Here is a 19127-nt window from a genome sequence, read left to right on the forward strand (position 1 = left end):
AATGACAGAAGATTTAACGGGTATCCAGACCTGGGCGTCGGATGCGGAAAATCAGTCACGTGATGCACTGACGCGGAAATTGCTGAATTCAACATTACCGAAAGATCAACTTCTTTCAAACATTGGTTTGTTTATTGAATCCAAGAACCTGTCGCGTATTTTGTTTATGGACCATATCTACCGCCAGATCGTGGATGTTCAGGGCTGTATCGTTGAGTTCGGATGCCGTTGGGGGCAGAATTTGGCTCTTTACGAAGCTTTGCGCGGAATTTATGAACCCTTTAATCGGCACAGAAAAATCATCGGCTTTGATACGTTTGAAGGCTTTCCATCTTTGGACGAAAAGGATGGGGCTGCAAATCTGATGGTTAAGGGGAACCTTGCAACAACAGAAAATTACCAGGAAGAACTGGAAGGTATTCTGGATGTTCATGAACAGCTGAATCCGCTTGATCATATTAAAAAATATGAATTGAGAAAAGGTGATGGCACAAAGGAATTTCCGAAATATCTGGATGAAAACCCCCATACGGTTGTGGCTTTGGCCTATTTTGATTTTGATCTCTATGAACCCACAAAGGAATGTCTGGAAGCTTTGAGACCACGACTGACCAAAGGCAGTGTGGTCGGGTTTGACGAAGTCAATGATCCAGACTCACCGGGGGAAACGGTTGCCTTGATGGAAGTACTGGGACTGCAGAATATTCGTTTGAAACGCTTCCCGCATGCTTCGCGTGTTTCCTATTTCGTTGTTGAATAATTTTCCAAATAAAGAGAAGCAGCATGACTGTTGTCTATGAATCTGAATTAGGCCCTGAAGATTTTAAAAAAATGTTGGGCGTAAAAAGGCTTCCCCAGGAATGCCTGGAAGTCATTGGTGAACGTAATTTCCGCTATCACCTTTTGTCTCAGCAAGAACGTGAAGACAAGATGCTGGAGATATTGAAAATTCTGGAAGAAGACCTACCCGTAAGTGGCCCTTCACGAAAGCCGCGCTGGGAACAGGGCTGGGGCGAAAATTGCGATGAATTTATCAGTAGCGGTTACAAGGAAGATGCCTTGATCCCCGGATATTATCGTCGCGGTGCCAGCATCATGCGTCTGTTTGGGCAATATATCCTGCCAGAAGACGATTTCTTTGAAGTCAGCTGTCTGAAGGTAGTTCAGGCTTGGCTGTCTCATACCCATTTAAAGGATGCCTCTCACGTCTATGAGTTTGGGTGTGGTCCTGCGCATAATCTATATGCTTTTGCAAAGGTTGATCCGGCCAAGACCTATTGGGGTATGGATTGGACAGAAGCCTCCCAAAGAACCATTGCTGAGATTTCAAAAGCTACCGGTTGGGACATTCATGGGAAAAACTTTGATATGTTCAACCCGCCGCAAGATTTTTGCGTTGAACCGGGCAGCGCTGTTTTATCAATTGGCATGATGGAACAAGCCGGAAAGAATTTTAAACCTTTTTCCGATTATCTGATGGCCCAGGATGCGGAATTTTTTCTGCATATTGAACCAATCATTGAATTGCATGACGAAAACCAGCTGTTTGATTATCTGGCGACAAAATATATGCGCAAAAGAAATTATCTGGACGGCTATCTTGATCATCTGCGTCAACTCGAACGTGAGGGCAAGATTGTGATTGAGGATTGCCGATCTTTGATGGGTAGCGGTTTTTATTATGGCTGGAATTTGATTGTCTGGCGTAAAGCATAACAAGTGAGTTTAAAAAAGTGATTGAAGAGAAAATTCTGAAGGAACTGAACGGTTCCAACTGTGTGGTAACAGGCGGTACCGGTATGATTGGCGCAGAAGTCGTGCGCCTGCTATGCGATGCGGGGGCAAATGTCAAAAGTGTATCGCTTGATGATTTAAGTGCAGATGAACGTGCTGAAAGCGTAAAAGCAGATTTGACAGATATTTCGACCTGTCTCGATATTTGCCAGGATATGGACTTCGTTTTTCATGTGGCAGGGATCAAAGGGTCCATTGAAGTGACAAAATCCAAACCTGCCAGTTTTTTCACCAACCTGTTGATGATGAATACCAACATGTTGGAAGCGGCCCGACGCACAAACGCCAAGAAGGTGGTGTATACCAGTTCAATCGGTGCTTATTCATCGGCTGAGGTCTTTGTGGAAGATGATGATGATCCGTCAAAGCCGCCCATGGATATGTTCCCGGGGTGGGCAAAAAGAATGGCAGAAATGCAGGTTGAAGCCTATCAAATTCAGTATGGGCTTGAAAATTACGCTATTGTGCGCCCCTGTAATGTCTATGGGCCTGGTGATAATTTTGATCCCGCAAATGCCATGGTTATTCCATCGTTGATGGCCCGTGTGGACAAAGGGGAAAATCCTTTGCTTGTCTGGGGGGATGGATCTGCCGTTCGTGACTTTGCCTTTACAACAGATTGCGCTGAAGGCGTTATTCAGGCTTTGTATCACGGAACACGTGGCACCTATGTAAACCTTGGTAGCGGTGTGGGCGTGACAATTCGTGAACTGGTGGAGACACTGGCGCAGGTTACACCCTTTGAATACGAGTTTGACACCACAAAACCAGCAGGTTTTCCGCGCCGTGTAATGGATCTGACGCGGGCGCGTGACTGGATTGGATATAACCCGCAAACGTCACTGTTGGAAGGCCTGCGCCAAACCTGGGACTGGTATCAGGTTAACAAGAACGCCAGTGACAAGCGCCATAATTATTTTACACAGGATTAGGAAGGGGCAGAGCAGATGTCTATTGATCTGAATGGGGCAAAGGTTCTTGTAACTGGCGGGGCTGGATTTCTGGCAACTAATTATATTCTTCACCTTGTTGAAAGGGGTGCACAGGTACGTGCAACACTTCATAACAAAAATCCGAAAGTAAAGGTTGATGGTGTTGAATATATCAAGACGGATTTGCGTGACCTTGCAAACTGTGAAGTGGCGGTCAAAGGCATGGACTACGTTTTTCATTGTGCGGCGAATACGCAAGGGGCTGGTGTGATTGCGACAACGCCTATGGTCCATGTAACGCCTAATGTGGTGATGAATACACATTTGATGGAAGCAGCCTATGTGGAAGGGATCAAGAAGTTTGTCTTTATCGGGTCCGGGGCTTCTTACCCCGATACGGGAGATCGCCCGGTTACGGAACCGGAAATGCTGGATGAGCATCCGTCACCCGTTTACCATGCGGTTGCTTGGATGAAACGTTACGCAGAAATTCTCTGTGAAACTTATGCGACCCATTTGAAAAAACCGATGCCCTGTCTTGTCATTCGTCCCTCCAATGTCTATGGGCCATGGGATAAATATGATCCAAAATCATCCCATGTGACCGCAGCCATGATCCGCAAGGTTTTTGAACGTCAGACACCGATCGAAGTCTGGGGAACGGGTGAAGATATTCGTGATCTCATTTATATCGATGATTTTATGGAAGGCAGCTTCAAGGCTTTTGCTTGTGAAGATGATTATCTGGCGATTAACATATGTTCCGGTTATGGCGTTACGGTAAAGGACATTCTTAATACGGCAATTGAAGCGGAAAGTTTTGATAATCATGATGTACGTTTTGATCCGTCTAAACCTTCGACCGTACCAATCCGTTTGATTTCAAACGAATATGCTAAAACCAAGATTGATTTTGAAGCAAAGACGAACTTGTTGGACGGTATTCGACAGACATGTGATTGGCTGCGTAGTCACCCCGAAATTCTTGAGGGCTAGGTTGAAGCATGAATAATCCAAACCAGTTGGTTTTGCCAAATCACAAGGATGAAGTTCCGGCTCTGTTTGAAAGATATAAGGATCAGGAAACATCGCTGGTCTGGATTTTTCATGCCATGGTCCGACATGATCGCATTGAATTGGCAGAAATGTACATCAGAATGGCGTGTCAGGATAAACCTAATCGCGCTATGCCTTTGATTCTATTGTGTTATGTCTTGCTTTTGCAAGATAAGAAAATGGAAGAGATGAGAATTTCCGCTCAGATTTTAAAATGGGTTAGAAAGACATCGGAAAAAGATGCCGATGAATTATGCGGACAAATCTACAATGCCGTAAAGGAAGCGTATCTGTCGGGTAAAGGTGCGTATGTCAATGGCTTGCTGGAACTGGCGATGCGTATTCGTCCCTATGGGAAAAAGCTGGTGATTGCAAAAGGTGAAAACGCGGCACCATCCTATGAAGAATTTAAAGGGCTTATTGAGCAAAGCGTACGAGATTTTCAGGCAGGCAATACGGCATTGCCAAAAGTTTTGCGACATTTCAATGATCTGAATGTTCGCCACATTGACGAATTTAAAGGTAAAAAAGTCCTTTGCGTGTTTCGTCAACATGCTTATGCGTCAGCGCGTGCGCGCGAAGTTGAATTTTTTGACTTTTATGAGAAGACAGCGAAAGCGTGCGGTTTGGACTATCGCTCTTTTGCTTCTGATGCGCTGGTTCATACCTCGTCATTCTCGACTGACGATTTCAAAAATGAGGTTGAACGCCTGGCGAAAGAAATTATCCAGTGGCGTCCAGACTATGTGTACATTGATAACTTTCTTATTCACAGTGATGCTGAGATCTCTGATTTTGTGAAAGAAAAGTTTACAAAATTGAAACGGGAAACGGGCTGTTGTCTCATTTCCTTTTTTGCAGATGCATGGCATCTTGGTCAGAAAAATGGGCTTCTATGGGCTGATGAATTGGTAGATGCCCATCACCATACACAATCAAGTTATATTGGAGCTTTGCCACAGGAAGTGGAGGATAAGGCCTTTTGTTATCCGTGTCCTTATCCTCAAGAACTGTTCCATTTTCCAGAGGTGGAAAAGGACATTTTTGCAGCATTTCATGGGTCTCTTCACGATATTCGTGCGCCCTGGTTGGTGAAAATCCAGAATGACGAACTGAATGTTCATGTTGAGGTATCTGATCATAGCAATACGAGTGAATTGTCAACGTTGGAAGCCTACGCAAGACAATTTTCCAGATATGACGTGTCTTTGCTTTTTTCTGCGCGAAACACCGTGCAAACAGCCATCACAGGTGCTGTCTGGGAATCTCTTTTGACGGGGAGTATGATTCTGGAAGAAAAGAGTGAAGAGGTACCGGACTATCTTGTGCCTTATGTGCATTATATTCCGTTTCAGAGTTATGCTCAGTTAAAGGCGGCACTGACCTACTTGGAACAAGACAAAGACTTGATCAATTTGATTAGGGACAATGCGACTTCATTTTTCAAGACTTATTATAGTGCCCATCATTTTTGGAGCGGGATGTTAAGTATGGCGGATAATGGCGCCAGGGAGAGAGAAAATGCGTAATGCGATGGATCAATTCGAACTGGCTGAAAATGCCATTTTGGCCCGCCGGGCACAGTTTCCAGAATTTACGAAAGAGTTTGAACAGGTGGCGATTGAGCGTGCCGATGAAGTTCGTGTGCTGGAAGAAGATGGATTTTTACCCTATGGCGGATATATCGAAAAAGATCGTGTCAAGAAAATCAATGACCAGTTTGAAAGCTGGGCCAGGCAAGGGGTTAACTTACAGCTACCACGTGATATTGCCGCTCGGAAACCGGGGCAGGAAGATTGGGATGTGGGCCGAATAAGTCAGGAAGATGTGGAAAAAGGCCTGGATGCTTTCGCCCACCGCACGCATATGGTGCAGTTGCAGGACCCGTTGATGCATTTCCCGGATTTGCTACGTATTGGTCTGGATGAAAAAATTCTGGATATTGTCGGCGCGTATATGGGCTGTTTGCCATCGATGGGCTTTCTTAAAATTACCAAATCTCTGGCAAATGACTTGCCACCGTTTGATACGCAGCTTTATCACATCGATGGCAATGCAGCGAAGATGGTCAAAGCCTTTCTCTTGTTGCATGATGTGGATGAAGGAACGGGCCCGCATGCCTTGGTCAAGAACAGTCATAAAGATCGTTTCGAGGGTTGCTTTGACAAGATCAGATGGACTGAAGAGGAAATGGTTCATCATTTTGGCGAAGATCGGATTTTACACCATCATGGTAAAGCTGGCGACTTGGTCGTGGAAGACACATCAGCCTTCCACTGCGGGCAAAAACCAACACAGACAGACCGCACCATTGTGATTTTTAACTATGTTCCGCATGAAGAATATGGTGGCGGTGGTCCAAAATTGCGTGCACCTAAGTTTTTGCTGGATGAACTCAGCGAAAAACAAAGGTTGGCGAGTGACGAAATTGAATTTGTGTGACGATTTTATTTATCGAATTTGTCACGCAAAGAAAGAATTGGGTTTTCAATCGGCCAGAAAATATCCAGCTCTGGATCATTCCAGATCAATGTAAACTGGCCGGCTCGGTTATATTCACTGGTTTGCTTATAGTGAAAAATGGCTTCTTCACTCAAGATCACGTGACCATTACCAAATTTTGGCGGGATGAGGAGTTGCTGTCGGTTTTTTGCTGAAAGCGTATGGCCTTCCCATTGTCTGTATTGATCTGACTCCGGATCGTTATTAATGACGACAATATAGAATTTGCCATGCAAACAACTGATCAGTTTCCAGGTTTCCTGATCGCCGTGAATGCCACGCAACACATGGCGAGAGGAGAGAGAAATATCATCTTGAATGAATTTCTGTGTGATCCCGGCTTCGTGATAGATACGTTCGTTATAGGTTTCGATATATTCCCCCCTGAAGTCTTCAAAAATTGTCGGGGGTGTTATTTTTAAAACGCCATCCAGTTTTGTTTTGTCGACTTTCATTTTATCATGTCCATAAAGTTAGGGTTTTGGGGGTGGGAAGAGGCAAAGTTCTTCATCTCATCAAAAAATGTTTGATCTGCTTTTTCAAAATTGTCAGGTGTACCGATATCGATAAAGAAGCGATCAAATGTTTGGCCTGCCAATTTGTTCTCTTTTGCCAGTTTTGGGAAAAAGTCTCGTTCAATTGAAAAAACACCTTCAGGACAATTCGGATTGTCCAGTACGGCTTTTTTCAGATGATAAATACCTGCATTGATCAGGCCTGGGTGGTTGCCGCCACGTTCTTCAAAGTGAGTAATAATGTCATCTTGATTGAGATGTACGATCCCGGAGGAGGCTGTATTGTCCAGATGACGTAGTGCCATGACGCCATCGATATCCTTATGTTTGCTAAACATGTCTGACAAGGACGTAGGGTCAAATGCGAGCCAGGAGTCGCCGTTGGCAGCAATGAACTGGTCCTCTAGGCATTGCCTGGCGTTCAGGATTGAGCCTCCGGTACCAAGGGGGGCATTTTCCTGCACAACTTCAATGGGTAATTCTTTTGTGCTATGAGTTTTTGCAAACTCCTGAATTTGCCCACCCTTATATCCGGATAGGAGCAGGACCTGATGGGCAGATGCTGCTTTTGCCCATTTTATCAAATGCAATAGAAAGGGCTTTCCCGCGATTGAAAGCAAGGGTTTCGGGGTGGTTTTCGTTCGCTGACCAAGACGCGTTCCGAAACCACCAACTAGAAAAACATATTGCACGGTCTGACTTACAATTTCAGAAGCAGGGGATTTATGCCTCTTCGTTTAAACCTTGTAGCAGGGCAGGGTCCACTTCTGGCTGTGGCTCATTTGCTTGTGGAGCAGCTGGCGCTGGTGGCTGCGGCGCAGCAGGTGGAATAGATGGATCACCTTCGACATTCTCCTGCTCCGCCTTGGCGCCTTCCAGAAGACCATTTGCAATGTTTCGGTTAATATCGACCAGTACAAGGATCCGTTCAGGATCAGGGTCGGGCAGTTGCTGAACTGTGTGGTTATCAATAAATTTGGCCAGCGTTAACATATTGATGCGGATGTCGTTCGGGATATTGCATTCTTCTTCAACAGCCAGTTCGGCCTGAAAAATTGTCCAGAGTTTCCAGTTTTTGCGCAATGCAGCCTGCATAGTTTTCTTGCGTTCTGCGTTCTCTTCAATTTGCGTGCTTTCAATGAGTTGGCGAGCTGCAGCAATCAAGGCCCAGGCTTCGCTATAAGTAGGTTGGCCGCCTGCGGGTGTTGAAGAATAACCTTGGTCTGGTTGGTTTGTGTAAGTCATTTGTTTAATCCCGTTGGATAACTGTAAGAAACAGTATGAAAGCTTGTATAATTTTATAAAGCGTGGCGCTTTGGATCAATGTTTAAATCAAATCTTTGCTCTTTAGGGCATTGATGTAGGCACCTTCCAGGTCCTTTGCCAATGACTGAACTTGGTAAGGAGGTGTTTTAATGATCTCTGTGTGCATGTGTGCTTTATCATGTGTTTGGTAGTCTTCTGCCGCTGCACAGGTCTTTTCGATGTATTCAGCGCTCGAAGAAGCCAGCCATTCTTCTTTTTGGCAATTTAAAATCAGGTCGCCATTTCCTGGGATGCTTGAGCTTGGCGCATTTTTATCTTGAAAGACAATGGTCGGTGTCCCTGATGCAAGAACTGAAGCCGTTGTGTTCACGTCCTTGTCATTTAGTGCGGAGAGGTGGATATCACTTACGTTCAAAAGTTCACTTAATGAAGGTGTTTCCGTTGCCGAGTTCTGGAAAAAGATACGATTTGCCAGGCCATAATTCATGAAGTAGCTGGTGATTTTTTCACGTTGCGGTTTTTGATTGCTGCCAGGGCCACCAAAAAGAATGTTTGCATTTGGCAGTTTCAGCAGAATTTCAGCCCAGGTGCTGAAAGTGTCCGGGGTCATTGTGCCCAGGTTGCAGCATGCCGTTAGAATAAGTGCTGTATTTTCAGCGCGTTCATTGTTTACCGTATGATCCATTTTAAAGAGGTCTGCGCCAGCGTCAAACGATATGCCCCCGTTTGTCAATTTTTCGGATGTCAGAATGTCATCAATCTCACAGAAAGATGAGCTATCTACACTGTTAAGCCAGGAAAGGACAATTGGTGCCGGTTTTTGGGCAATTACGTTGATGCGCTGGTTTTCGCTGACACCGATCGTATCAATGAGAATATCAATACCGTCACAAGTGATCAGATAGGCAGCTGTCAGATCATCCAACTCGCCTACATCACGCCAATCATCGGCCAATACTTTGATCCGCGATGTGGTTGAGTCAGATTTACTATTTTGCTGGTAACAGAAAATTTCAAATTTAGATTTGTCGTGGCCTGTTAATGCCCGCTCAATAAAGTGCCCTTTGGGGCAGTCGTAGAAAGAATCAGATAGATAGGCGATACGGATTTTGCGGTCATCCAAATCTTCGCCACCCCCAATGAGAATGGCTTCATCTACGTCATCAAGGACGATGTTTTTCAAATCGGTTTCAAGTGCTTGCTTGAAGTCGCGACAATCAAGGGGGAGATGGCTAAGCTTTTCAATAATGCGGGAAAGTTCATTTTCTGGCTGTGCCGCCTGATTGCAATATTTGTGCGCTACTTTCAGGCTGTAGAGGCAGTCTTCGAATTGACCGAGTTCTAATTGACAGGTTGCAATGTCAAACAAAATGTCGCTGTTGGGCGCACGCGTACCGCTGATGGTCGTCTGAAAAGAGGTGATGGCATCTCGAAAATTATACGTCTTCATCAGCGCCTTGCCCATTTGGCTATAGGCTTTCCAATTGTTTGGCGCAGTTTTGATGTTGTTGCGGCAGAGTTTGATGGCTTGGGCGTAATCACCCTCTTCGTAGGCGAGAATTGCAGAAATCAGGTTGTCTGCCTTGTAAGATGAATCGAGCGCTTGCGCGAAATCTCTGAAAAATTCCGGAACGAGAGTGTGAATGGCCGGGTCGCTTTCCAGAACTGTAGCCAATTTTGCATAGTAGGTCGCTTCATTGACGTTGCCGGAGCGCGCAAGGATAACCGCCAGCGCATCAACAATTTCCTGATTATCCGGGTTTTCCTCATGCAATTCTTCGAGCATGACCACAGCGCGTTCTGAATCACCCATAAGATAGGCTGTCATAGAAAGGAACAGGATGCCATAAGGGTGTTTTTTGTTTTCTTCAATGAATTCTCCGGACAATGTTAATGCCCCAACAAAATCATTGTCGATGAGACATTGGCTACATTGTTCGATTTTTGTGATATCCAGAGCTGATGTCATTTGTTTGTTCCATTCCCTTACAAAGACTTTTAGACGTTGTTATTTTTTCAATAGATCGTCGTAAAATGTGTTGGTTCGTTCTTTTAACTCTAACATTGAATTTCTTAATTCTTCACGAACAATTTCTCTGACAAGTTCTCTTTTTTCTTCTTGGATAACGCGTGTTGGGTAGAAAATTGTCGTCATAAACATCATGAAGATTGAACCGCGCAACATGAATTGGGCAGGTGTCGTTTCTTCGTCTGGAGAAATAATAAGTCTGGCGATACGTTCGACATATCGTGACCAGTAATTCTCTTCTTTCACGTCATCAATGGTTTCGATAATTGCATCGCAAAGGTCATTTACCTGCTGTTGCCAGTCTTCGCGTCCCCAGGTTTTTTCAAAATGTTCGTCTGTGTAAAGTTCGAAATTTTCTTTGATTTTTGCAACGGTCGCACTTTTGTCAAAAGGAAGTTCAGCAAGGGGTTTCAATGCACGGGGCAGGCGTGGAGTTGCCCGTTCGATATAGGCACCGTCACTGCAGTTGTAATACGTACGTCCGTTATTGAAGCGAATAATACTTCTTTCAGCGACGCTTCGTGCCCAATGCATGATTGAATCGATAAAGACTGTGCCACCAAAGTTTCCTCGGTACTTATTTTTGAATTCTCGGCTGTATTTGATGTCTTTTTCGTAAGCGGTATTTTTTACATGTGTTTTTTGTGCGTCGCGTGCGCCAAAGTCCATTCCGAAGAAATAGAATTCACGTCCACCGACCTGTTGGGCGAAGGAAAGGGCTGCATTTGTAACTGTTGGGCCAACTTCTAACAATTGATAGTCAGAACCCAGGGTAAAAATAGGAGTCGAGCTCAGGCTTTGACGGAAATACAGCACTGTATTGTCAAAACAGGCAATCGCATCTGGTTGCATCGTTGTGGTGGTCACAAGTGTTGTATTGCTTAGGTCGAACTCTTTCTTGGCTTTTTCCAAGACTGTGATAGAGGCTTCAACATTTTCTACTTCGACCTGAAAGTCAGGGCGAATGCCGGCTCGCATCAACGGCTGCAGAGATGTGCCGCCTGCAACGACCAGGGCGCGATCCTGGTTTTCTTTAATAAAGTCAATGGATTGTTCGAGAGACGGGCCTGCGCCGATAACAAATACGGGAAGATCAATCTTGATGTCCGCGTTTTTGAAAACGAAAGATCTGTAATCTTTCATATTCAGGTAGCTGTTGCGGATCATGATTTCTTCATCATTGTAGAAACCGAGCCCCATGACGACAAGATTGATTTCCTTGCGGATCAGATTGAACATTTCTTCCATCAAGGAACTGGGGTAGTGACGGAAAAAATCAACGCCATCACAATAAGGAGGGTTCATGCCGCGAATAAATGCAACACAATCATGAAAGGTTGCATGCGGATCAGTATGACAGAGAATATTGAGATAACGTCCCGCGTCTTTGCCATTAAAATACGTGAAAATTTCATCCCAATCGGTGACGAAGAGGGAATGATAAAGAAATTCAATATTGGGTTCGATTAAGGTAATGCCAATGGCATTCGAACGTTTGGCAAAGGGGAGGATGTGCTGCCCCAGTCCCACGCCGAATGAAATCGCCTGAAAAGTATCATCTCCCAGCATATTGGTCGCAAAGGTGACACCTTCATCCGTTGCACGTTTTAAAACATTATAATTATATTTCCCCGAAATTTCATCAAGGTTGTCGGTCGCCGGGGGCGTCAGAAAGACGCGGTGTCGTGCATTGAAATAAGTGTCAAGTTGTTGATCTATAAATTTATCAAGATCATCTGTGTCATATAGCTTTTGCCCCCTGAAAATGATATCCGGGGACCCGTTTTCATGGAAGAAAAGCTCTGAGTGCGGAGACTGAACCTGAGTGAGTTTCTCAAAGACGTACGGGGCATATAATTTGAAACAAGACAGGTTTTTTTCGAATAACTTGATATCGGCTTGATCTGACATGCTGAAAAACGATTTGCTATGAATAAAAAACAGTATAGGGAATTTATAGAACAAAAAAAGGAGGATGTAAAAACATCCTCCTCTAATTTGTATTCGGGTTTTAAATTCCTTAACGGAAGAGACCCAAGATACCTTGTTCTGCTTGACCCGCGAAGGACAGGGCCTGAATACCCAATTGCTGGCGTGTTTGAAGTGCCAACAGGTTTGCACCCTCTTCGTTAAGGTCTGCAAGTGTCAGTTTGTCAGAACCTGCTTGCAGTGTATTCACATATGTTTCAGTGAATTCAAGGCGTGTTTGCAACAGGGCAACGTTCGAACCAAGGTTTTGTGATTTGGTACGAAGTGTTGTCAATGCACTTTCCAAATCAGTAATGGCCGCACTTACCTGAGTTGTGAAGTCTTTATCCAGAACGCGAACACCATCTGTTTCAGACGCTGTGATGGAACCACCAGCAAGTTCGATTTTACCTGAACCAGAAGCGTTACCCGCACTTTGGATAGTCAGTGTGATTGCCTTACCGGCAGAAAGAACCGCGCCACCAGAGAAGGCGTAGTTATCACCACCGTTACCACCGGAACTTACGGTGATGGTGAAGGTGTTACCACCATAAGAGAAGGTGTAAGTTGTTGCACCAGAGCCGTTACCCAGAGTAAAGGCTGTTTCACCAGCGTAAGTAAGGGTGATTTTTTCCTGACCGGAAAGTGTCGTGTTGGTAACACGAGCATAAGAGAAGTTCAGAACTTGACCAGTTGTTGCTTTCGCAGTAACGGCTTTCTCAATGCCCAGACCTTGTTGTGCACGAAGGTCAACAGAAGCCACTGAAAGTGTACTTGTTGTTTCGTTTGAGAATTGAACAGTCAGCGTGCTGCCTGTACCGTTTACAAGGTTCAGACCTTGATATTCAGCGTCAGCTGTCAGGTTGTTAATCTGTGTGCGAAGGTCGTTAAACTGGCTAACCAATTCGCCAATTTGAGAGCTAGTCGCAGATTTAGCAGAAAGTGCAAGACCTTTAAGCTGTGCCACGATATCTTCAACGGCTTCCGTTGCATCAAGTGCAGCTGTTACTGTTGAGATACCTTGGTCAATATCGTTCTTTTTACTGTCAAAATCAGAAGCACGGTCACTGAGTGTCTTCGCCTGGAAGAACTTTACAGGATCGTCAATCGCAGACGCAACTTCAAGGCCTGTAGACAGACGGCCTTGTGTACGTTCGATAAGATTTGTGGTGTTTTGCAGTGACAGCAGGCTGTCGCGAACAGCTGCTGATAACGTTACGTTAGACATAATAAACTCCTTTCTAGAGTACTTTCGTTGGAGATTCTTCTCCTACAATGCCGATAGATAACCGGTTACTCTGGATTGTTATATATAAAGACTTAACTGTCAATAGGAAAAAAATGCCGGGTATTCTGGCGTTGAATGTGGTGTTTAAGTTGGGTCGAGGTGTTGACGAGAACCTCATTCCAGCTCTGATCAGAAGGGCAGCGAATGAGAGTTAGGGAAGGGTATAATACTGTTGTCGTTTTGCCCCACCCCCAACGCCAATCCGGTATTGTCGGCAGCATCAGCCAGGTCGGTACGTTCATGGCGCCTGCAATATGTGCGGTTGCGGAATCACATGTAATCATGAGGTCCATTTGTGAAATGGCCGCTGCAAGAGGTGCAAGACCTCTGTCTTCACCCAGTAAATCTGTTTCCAGGTCTTCAATGGGAAAAGGAACGTTTTTAATTTGGTCTGTGCCAAAGATCGCCTGAACACTGATCAGATCAATTCCTTCGAGCTTGGCAATCGGTTCAAAGGCGCTTAAAGGAATGGAACGTGTTGCATCACGTGGGTAGTCAGGGTTTCCTTGCCAGGAAATACCGATTTTGAATCCGTTGTGGGAGGAAAGCCTCTCTTGGAATTTCAGAACGAGGTCGTCGGGTGCTTTCAAATAAGGAAATTCATAGTCCAGATCCGGCAAATTCAGGGATCTCAGGACATAGGGAATATCCATGATGGAAATCAGAAAATCTGCGTCGGGCTTTTCTTGATCGGCATTGTGGATTGTGATCGATTTGTTTTCTGGGATCAGCCGTTCAAAAAGTTCAATCAGGATGGGGCGTGTATCAAGAATGACATGGGCGCCCATCGCGCACAAATGAAACACATACCGCACAAAGTGAACTGTGTCGCCCAGCCCTTGTTCCCACGTTACCAGGATGGATTTTCCTTGCAGGGGCTGACCCACCCATTGGGTATAGTTGTCTTTGAAAGATGTAAATTGGGGAGCTTGGTATCTGTGGCGCCACGAATAATGTTCCCACGCCTCGGTTGTTTCGCCAAGAGAGAGCAGAAGGGTGCCAAACAGAAAGTGATTTTCGGCATCATCTGGTGTGAGTGCCAATAGTTCTTTGTATGCTTCCGCAGCTTTTTCCAGTTTTTGCATATAGAATAAAGTACGAGCGAGATCCTTCAGGTTTACGCAGTTCTTTGGTTCTAGTTCCCGGATGATTGAAAAATGCTTCAGGGCGAGTTCAAGTTGGGCGGTCTCATAGTATTTCTGTGCCAAGCTGGAATGAATTCGCGTTGAATCAGGTAAAAGCTGGAGCGTATAGTTCAGATGTCTGATGGAGAGTTTTTTTTGATTACTTCGCCACATAGCCTCAGAAATAAGGAAATTAAGTTCTACATGTTTGGGGGCCAGTTTCAAAGCATTTTGAGCGATCTTTTGCGCTGTTTTAAAATCTGATTGGTTGAAGTGTAAAATGGCAAGACGATGTCTGCTCATCACATCTTTGGGTGAGAGTTCAGCCAATTGGGTGAAAAGTGCAATAGCCTTTTCGTTTTCACCAGCCTGTTCTAATTCTATGGCCTGATTATATAGATCTTCAATTTCGGTCATTTTTTTGTGAGTGCTATTAGGTTTGTCTTGATACGGTCAATGACGCTCTCCCACTGACCATAGTTTTCCTGCTTGTAAATTGTGAGGCTCGGGTAAAGTGTGGATTGATCATTGATGCTCGTCCATCTCCAATCAGGGGAAGAATGCAGAATAATCCATGTTTTCTTTCCAAGTAAACCCGATAGATGAGCAACTGATGTATCTACGGTTATCACAAGATCCAAATTTTTGATGATATGTGCGGTTTCGAGGTAGTTGGAATTCAGGTTAAGAGGGGTGCTCAGATTGTACTTTTCCCGAATATCATCTGATGTATCGGGCATCAAACTGACCCAGTTCACCCCGTTGATTTCAAGAAGGTGAGAAATGGGTTCTAATCCGCAAGAGCGCAATGCATTGTTGGCAAAAGCTTTTGAACCAGTCCAGCAGATACCGACATTCAGTTTCTCGCTTGTGGTTGAGTGATCAATTGATAATGTGGGCGGGATGCTGGGTGCGATAGGCGTTTCATAAATATCATAAAGATAGGGCAGGCTTAAAAGTGAACATTGTCTATCGCACACTGGGGGGCTGTCGGTATGTGAACTGGCAGGTAATCCCAACTCCTTGAAAAGCGGGACAATGGCGGGATGGCACAACAGGTGATAGTCGATGTTGTGTTTTTCAAGTATGCGTAAGTATCGGCTGAAATGGATCGCATCCCCAGCGCCTTGTTCAGTATAGACAAGAAGGCGTTTGCTTTCAGAAGTTTCGTGTTTATGGAGAGGGGGGAAATAGGACCATTTAGGGGCGTTGGCTTTTTGGAGGCGCCATTCAAATTCTTGAAACCCGTCGGCCATTTGCCCTCTTGCCAGCAGACATTGTGCATATTCGAAGTGACTGTCCACATGGTCTGGTGTTTCCAGTAAGGCCGTCACAAATGCTTGTTCTGCGTCATCCAGTAATCCGAGATCGCGGGCAACTAATCCTATGTTAAAATAATCCTGATGTGCCAATTTATGATGTTTTTGTGCTGAGGAATAGGTCTCAAGCGCTTTTTCTAGTTGGTGCCCTTGCACATATGATTTTACTAGAATGCGCCATATCTGCAGATTGCTTTTGTCAAGTTCAAGATAGGTTTTACAATATTTTTGCGTTTCTTCATCAAGGCCTGACTTTTGTGCAGAAATGACCAGATTGAACAGGAGGCCAAGGTCAGGGGCATTGGGGTCGTATAGGTCCTTCAGTGTTTGACAAGCAACGTCATGGCGGTGGGTCTTGATCGCAAAAACAGCCAGATTTTTTTTCAATCCCGTGTTGTGTGGGGCCAGGGCAAGGGCCTTGCTCTGGTATTGGTAGGCTTCTTCATCTTTTCCAAGAGCGCTATAGGCGATGGCCTGTACTTCCAGAACAAGAGGATCATCATCATGTAGGGACTGACTGACAAGGATTGCCTGTTTAAACTCGCCTTGGTTGATCAGTCTTCTAATCTGTTTGAGGTCATCACCCATTTTTTCTGCTTATAAATAAGCTTTGTGGGTGCCGATGATAAATTCACTTTCCGGGGCATTGTGCTGAATATTGCCAAAGACATCCGGGTGCTTTGCACCTGGGATAACCATTTGCATATAGCCGCGTGTGCCACCTTCAATGAAATGAAGGAAGAAAGAATTCAGGAAAAGTGAATTGATGATACTGAATATCGCTTTGGTATCTGTTTTGTAACCGTGGATCATCAGATAGGGATGATGGTGCATAATCTCCAGATCAACAATTTTGTTGAAACGTCCGTCAATGCCATTAACCAGGTCATTTTTTAATAGATGGTAGGACAGTGGGATATTTTCTTTGGCACTAAAAGGGTTTTCTTCGTAATTGTCATAAACATAACGCAGTGTTTCACCATGTTCAGGGCGCAAGACCATCACCCCTGTATTGATCATGTCATCGACATCGCCAGCAAGCCCAGCTCTTTCATATCTTTCGCTGAAAGACATTTTCCCGGCCTTGGCAATTTCCTGATTAATATTATTCTTGATGGTGCGCGCAAAACCGCCGTCAATCATTTCTGCAGAGTAGGTTTCGTTATAGCGAACGACACCAATTTTGTCGGATTGATTGCTGTCTACAATACATGGGGCCGTTTCTGAATTGATTACAATGTCTGTATCAATCCAAACCAGATGGTCATATCCCTGGGTTTCTTCGGCTTCCAGAATCAGGAGTTTTTGCCAGTGAGGAGGCCTGGTCGTGGCGAGTTCTGAATCATCAAGCCAACGTTTGATTATGACAATATCGTAGCCATATTTTTCTGCATATGGTTCCCACGTTCTTTTGCAGTACTTATTCCAGAGATCGACATAGTGGTCGCCAATCGCAAGTGTCACCAATGCCTTCTTATTTTTTTGCATAATCAAGTCTCGCTTTATCAATCAGTCTTTACATATAATGGGCAAGGCGGTTAAGAAAAGGCAAACGAATTGTAAAAAATGCCAAAAAAATCGCCAACTTGGACATTTGACCATCATGAGGACCTGCTATGGACGTGCTTGAGATCGCCGGAGTGAAAATTGGGAAAGGGCAGCCCCCTTTCATTATTGCAGAAGTTTCGGCAAACCATAATGGTGATATCGGCCGTGCCTTGGAACTTTTGGAGGTGGCGAAAAAAAGTGGTGCGCAAGCCGTAAAATTACAAACATATCGTGCAGATACGATTACAATTGATTGTTCAAAACCTGATTTCTTGATTCCGAAAGGGCCATGGGCAGGGCGTCGATTGTATGATTTGTATGATGAGGCCCATACGCCTTGGGAATGGCATGGTCCCTTGTTTGAGCGCGCGCGTGAATTGGGTTTGATTGCGTTTAGCTCTCCCTTTGATGAAACGGCGATTGATTTTTTGGAAACATTTGATGTACCTGCCTACAAGGTTGCCTCCTTTGAATTGTTGGATCTGCCGCTTGTCAGAAGTATGGCGCGCACCATGAAACCCATAATTATGTCAACGGGAATGGCTAATCTCAAAGAAATTGAAGATGCCGTGAGTGCCGTTCGGGGGGAGGGGAATGAACAGATTATTCTTTTACATTGTGTTAGTTCCTACCCGGCAAAATATGAAGAAGCCAACCTAAAAACGATTGGCGCGCTCCGAGATGCTTTTGATTGTCCGATTGGTCTTTCAGATCATACTTTAGGGACGTCTGTTTCTGTTGCTGCCGTCGCGATGGAAGCTTCTGTCATTGAAAAGCACTTTACCCTTCGCCGCGCCGATGGCGGGGCAGATAGTGCTTTTTCTTTGGAACCGGACGAATTGAAGAAACTTGTGGAAGAAACGGGACAGGCCTGGTCTGCACTTGGGCATGCGAGTTTTGAACAGACCGAAGGCGAGAAAGAAAACAGTCTGTTCAGACGGTCACTTTATGTGGTTGAAGACATTGCCAAGGGAGATGTGATCTCAGTTCAAAATGTTCGATCCATCCGACCAGGCTTCGGTCTTTCCCCAGACATGTTTTCAAAAATTGAGGGGAAAAAAGTGACAGAAGACCTGGAAAGGGGCACCGCGCTTAAAATGGATTACATTGAGGTCTAGGCGTCTTTAACAGAGAATGTAGGGATGAGAACTGGACGGTCTTTGACGCGTGCAGCCCTATGTTTAAAGGTCATTTTTGACGGGAAATCAGGTAGTTCAAGAGCGCTGTTATAGACATTCATAAACCCGCCCAGGAAATATTGCGCATTGGGAGAATTAACATTTCGGCATAGTACATATGAGGGGAAATTTTCCCAGGTCATTGCAAAAAGGGTAAATTCTCCCTCTTCCAGGAATTCATTGACGGCTTCAATTACACCAAAATTCATACGTTTTGCATCTGGGTGATTGGTATAGTCATGCCCTAGAATAAATCCGTCTTCTTTTATTTTGTCTTTGTAAGCCTGTAAATCCGCTTTCACACCCTCATAACTATGAAGTCCATCAATAAAAATCCAATCTAAAGATTTATCTGCATATTGGCTGGCAACATTTGTGGAGTAGTCGCGATGGATTTTCACTTGTCCAGTTTGTGTTTGTTGCTTGAACCGTTTTGAGACATATCGGAAACGGCCTTCTTGTTTGTTGTTGCTAACATTGTTCACATCATCCTTGTAATCACTGCGCTCCTGATATTCCCATGGGTCAATCAGGTGCAGTTCGCTCGGACTGTTTTTTGCCAAAATTTCTTGAGAAAAGTTACCCTCGCAGACACCGATTTCCACGAC

General features: G+C 44.7%; 17 protein-coding genes. 7 read left to right on the forward strand and 10 right to left on the reverse strand.

The annotated features are described in order from the left end of the window. Position 1 precedes the first annotated feature (1 nt). From RYZ26_RS05455 to RYZ26_RS05480, 6 genes are read left to right on the forward strand one after another with little or no spacing between them, the layout of a single operon-like run. Entirely contained in the window at positions 2-760 is a 759-nt protein-coding gene (locus tag RYZ26_RS05455; protein ID WP_317682150.1) for a TylF/MycF/NovP-related O-methyltransferase, read from the forward strand. A gap of 23 nt (positions 761-783) precedes the next feature. Further along, the gene (locus tag RYZ26_RS05460) at positions 784-1716 is read left to right on the forward strand and encodes a hypothetical protein (RefSeq protein WP_317682151.1); all 933 of its coding nucleotides are present in this window, start codon (positions 784-786) and stop codon (positions 1714-1716) included. A 17-nt stretch (positions 1717-1733) separates the two neighbouring features. Then, a complete protein-coding gene (locus tag RYZ26_RS05465) occupies positions 1734-2726 on the forward strand; it encodes an NAD-dependent epimerase/dehydratase family protein (protein ID WP_317682152.1) in 993 nt (330 codons plus the stop codon). A 15-nt stretch (positions 2727-2741) separates the two neighbouring features. Next, on the forward strand, positions 2742-3722 hold the full coding sequence (locus RYZ26_RS05470; protein ID WP_317682153.1) for an NAD-dependent epimerase/dehydratase family protein: 981 nt from the start codon (positions 2742-2744) through the stop codon (positions 3720-3722). A gap of 8 nt (positions 3723-3730) precedes the next feature. Beyond that, positions 3731-5311: a hypothetical protein gene (locus RYZ26_RS05475; RefSeq protein WP_317682154.1), complete on the forward strand. Its 1581-nt coding sequence runs from the start codon at positions 3731-3733 to the stop codon at positions 5309-5311. Next, complete coding sequence (locus tag RYZ26_RS05480) at positions 5304-6224, forward strand: phytanoyl-CoA dioxygenase family protein (protein WP_317682155.1); 921 nt, start codon at positions 5304-5306, stop codon at positions 6222-6224. The genes RYZ26_RS05475 and RYZ26_RS05480 overlap by 8 nt, the downstream gene beginning before the upstream one ends. A 5-nt stretch (positions 6225-6229) precedes the next feature. Here RYZ26_RS05480 and RYZ26_RS05485 read toward each other — a convergent pair whose 3' ends face one another. The 9 genes from RYZ26_RS05485 to RYZ26_RS05525 all read right to left on the reverse strand — a co-directional run bounded on the left by RYZ26_RS05485 (position 6230) and on the right by RYZ26_RS05525 (position 17281). Continuing rightward, a complete protein-coding gene (locus RYZ26_RS05485; RefSeq protein ID WP_317682156.1) occupies positions 6230-6739 on the reverse strand; it encodes a dTDP-4-dehydrorhamnose 3,5-epimerase family protein in 510 nt (169 codons plus the stop codon). After that, the gene (locus tag RYZ26_RS05490; protein WP_317682157.1) at positions 6736-7491 is read right to left on the reverse strand and encodes a sugar phosphate nucleotidyltransferase; all 756 of its coding nucleotides are present in this window, start codon (positions 7489-7491) and stop codon (positions 6736-6738) included. The genes RYZ26_RS05485 and RYZ26_RS05490 overlap by 4 nt, the downstream gene beginning before the upstream one ends. Positions 7492-7522: 31 nt before the next feature. Further along, positions 7523-8044: a flagellar biosynthesis regulator FlaF gene (locus RYZ26_RS05495; RefSeq protein ID WP_317682158.1), complete on the reverse strand. Its 522-nt coding sequence runs from the start codon at positions 8042-8044 to the stop codon at positions 7523-7525. 82 nt (positions 8045-8126) lie between these two features. Next, the gene (locus tag RYZ26_RS05500; protein ID WP_317682159.1) at positions 8127-9851 is read right to left on the reverse strand and encodes an O-linked N-acetylglucosamine transferase family protein; all 1725 of its coding nucleotides are present in this window, start codon (positions 9849-9851) and stop codon (positions 8127-8129) included. A 222-nt stretch (positions 9852-10073) separates the two neighbouring features. Then, complete coding sequence (locus tag RYZ26_RS05505; protein ID WP_317682160.1) at positions 10074-12005, reverse strand: 6-hydroxymethylpterin diphosphokinase MptE-like protein; 1932 nt, start codon at positions 12003-12005, stop codon at positions 10074-10076. A gap of 109 nt (positions 12006-12114) precedes the next feature. Then, entirely contained in the window at positions 12115-13290 is a 1176-nt protein-coding gene (locus tag RYZ26_RS05510) for a flagellin N-terminal helical domain-containing protein (RefSeq protein ID WP_317682161.1), read from the reverse strand. A 92-nt stretch (positions 13291-13382) separates the two neighbouring features. After that, entirely contained in the window at positions 13383-14891 is a 1509-nt protein-coding gene (locus RYZ26_RS05515; RefSeq protein WP_317682162.1) for a tetratricopeptide repeat protein, read from the reverse strand. Further along, the gene (locus RYZ26_RS05520; protein ID WP_317682163.1) at positions 14888-16381 is read right to left on the reverse strand and encodes a tetratricopeptide repeat protein; all 1494 of its coding nucleotides are present in this window, start codon (positions 16379-16381) and stop codon (positions 14888-14890) included. The genes RYZ26_RS05515 and RYZ26_RS05520 overlap by 4 nt, the downstream gene beginning before the upstream one ends. 9 nt (positions 16382-16390) lie before the next feature. Further along, positions 16391-17281: a hypothetical protein gene (locus RYZ26_RS05525; RefSeq protein WP_317682164.1), complete on the reverse strand. Its 891-nt coding sequence runs from the start codon at positions 17279-17281 to the stop codon at positions 16391-16393. A gap of 128 nt (positions 17282-17409) precedes the next feature. Between RYZ26_RS05525 and pseI the strand changes: the two genes are divergently transcribed. Continuing rightward, positions 17410-18459, forward strand: coding sequence for a pseudaminic acid synthase (gene pseI / locus RYZ26_RS05530; RefSeq protein ID WP_317682165.1), 1050 nt, complete (start codon positions 17410-17412; stop codon positions 18457-18459). Here the strand turns inward: pseI and RYZ26_RS05535 are convergent. After that, positions 18456-19124 (reverse strand): class I SAM-dependent methyltransferase, encoded by a 669-nt coding sequence (locus tag RYZ26_RS05535; RefSeq protein ID WP_317682166.1) that lies wholly within the window; start codon positions 19122-19124, stop codon positions 18456-18458. The two genes, pseI and RYZ26_RS05535, sit on opposite strands and share 4 nt — an antisense overlap. Positions 19125-19127: the final 3 nt, after the last annotated feature.

The sequence above is a fragment of the Terasakiella sediminum genome, assembly GCF_033100395.1.
Classification (GTDB): domain Bacteria; phylum Pseudomonadota; class Alphaproteobacteria; order Rhodospirillales; family Terasakiellaceae; genus Terasakiella.

Bases quoted from the DNA above. Each gene is read 5' to 3' on its own strand.
- RYZ26_RS05455 (WP_317682150.1), top strand. From the start codon at position 2: ATGACAGAAGATTTAACGGGTATCCAGACCTGGGCGTCGGATGCGGAA.
- RYZ26_RS05460 (WP_317682151.1), top strand. From the start codon at position 784: ATGACTGTTGTCTATGAATCTGAATTAGGCCCTGAAGATTTTAAAAAA.
- RYZ26_RS05470 (WP_317682153.1), top strand. From the start codon at position 2,742: ATGTCTATTGATCTGAATGGGGCAAAGGTTCTTGTAACTGGCGGGGCT.
- RYZ26_RS05475 (WP_317682154.1), top strand. From the start codon at position 3,731: ATGAATAATCCAAACCAGTTGGTTTTGCCAAATCACAAGGATGAAGTT.
- RYZ26_RS05480 (WP_317682155.1), top strand. From the start codon at position 5,304: ATGCGTAATGCGATGGATCAATTCGAACTGGCTGAAAATGCCATTTTG.
- RYZ26_RS05485 (WP_317682156.1), bottom strand. From the start codon at position 6,739: ATGAAAGTCGACAAAACAAAACTGGATGGCGTTTTAAAAATAACACCC.
- RYZ26_RS05495 (WP_317682158.1), bottom strand. From the start codon at position 8,044: ATGACTTACACAAACCAACCAGACCAAGGTTATTCTTCAACACCCGCA.
- RYZ26_RS05500 (WP_317682159.1), bottom strand. From the start codon at position 9,851: ATGCTCGAAGAATTGCATGAGGAAAACCCGGATAATCAGGAAATTGTT.
- RYZ26_RS05505 (WP_317682160.1), bottom strand. From the start codon at position 12,005: ATGTCAGATCAAGCCGATATCAAGTTATTCGAAAAAAACCTGTCTTGT.
- RYZ26_RS05510 (WP_317682161.1), bottom strand. From the start codon at position 13,290: ATGTCTAACGTAACGTTATCAGCAGCTGTTCGCGACAGCCTGCTGTCA.
- RYZ26_RS05515 (WP_317682162.1), bottom strand. From the start codon at position 14,891: ATGACCGAAATTGAAGATCTATATAATCAGGCCATAGAATTAGAACAG.
- RYZ26_RS05520 (WP_317682163.1), bottom strand. From the start codon at position 16,381: ATGGGTGATGACCTCAAACAGATTAGAAGACTGATCAACCAAGGCGAG.
- RYZ26_RS05525 (WP_317682164.1), bottom strand. From the start codon at position 17,281: ATGCAAAAAAATAAGAAGGCATTGGTGACACTTGCGATTGGCGACCAC.
- pseI (WP_317682165.1), top strand. From the start codon at position 17,410: ATGGACGTGCTTGAGATCGCCGGAGTGAAAATTGGGAAAGGGCAGCCC.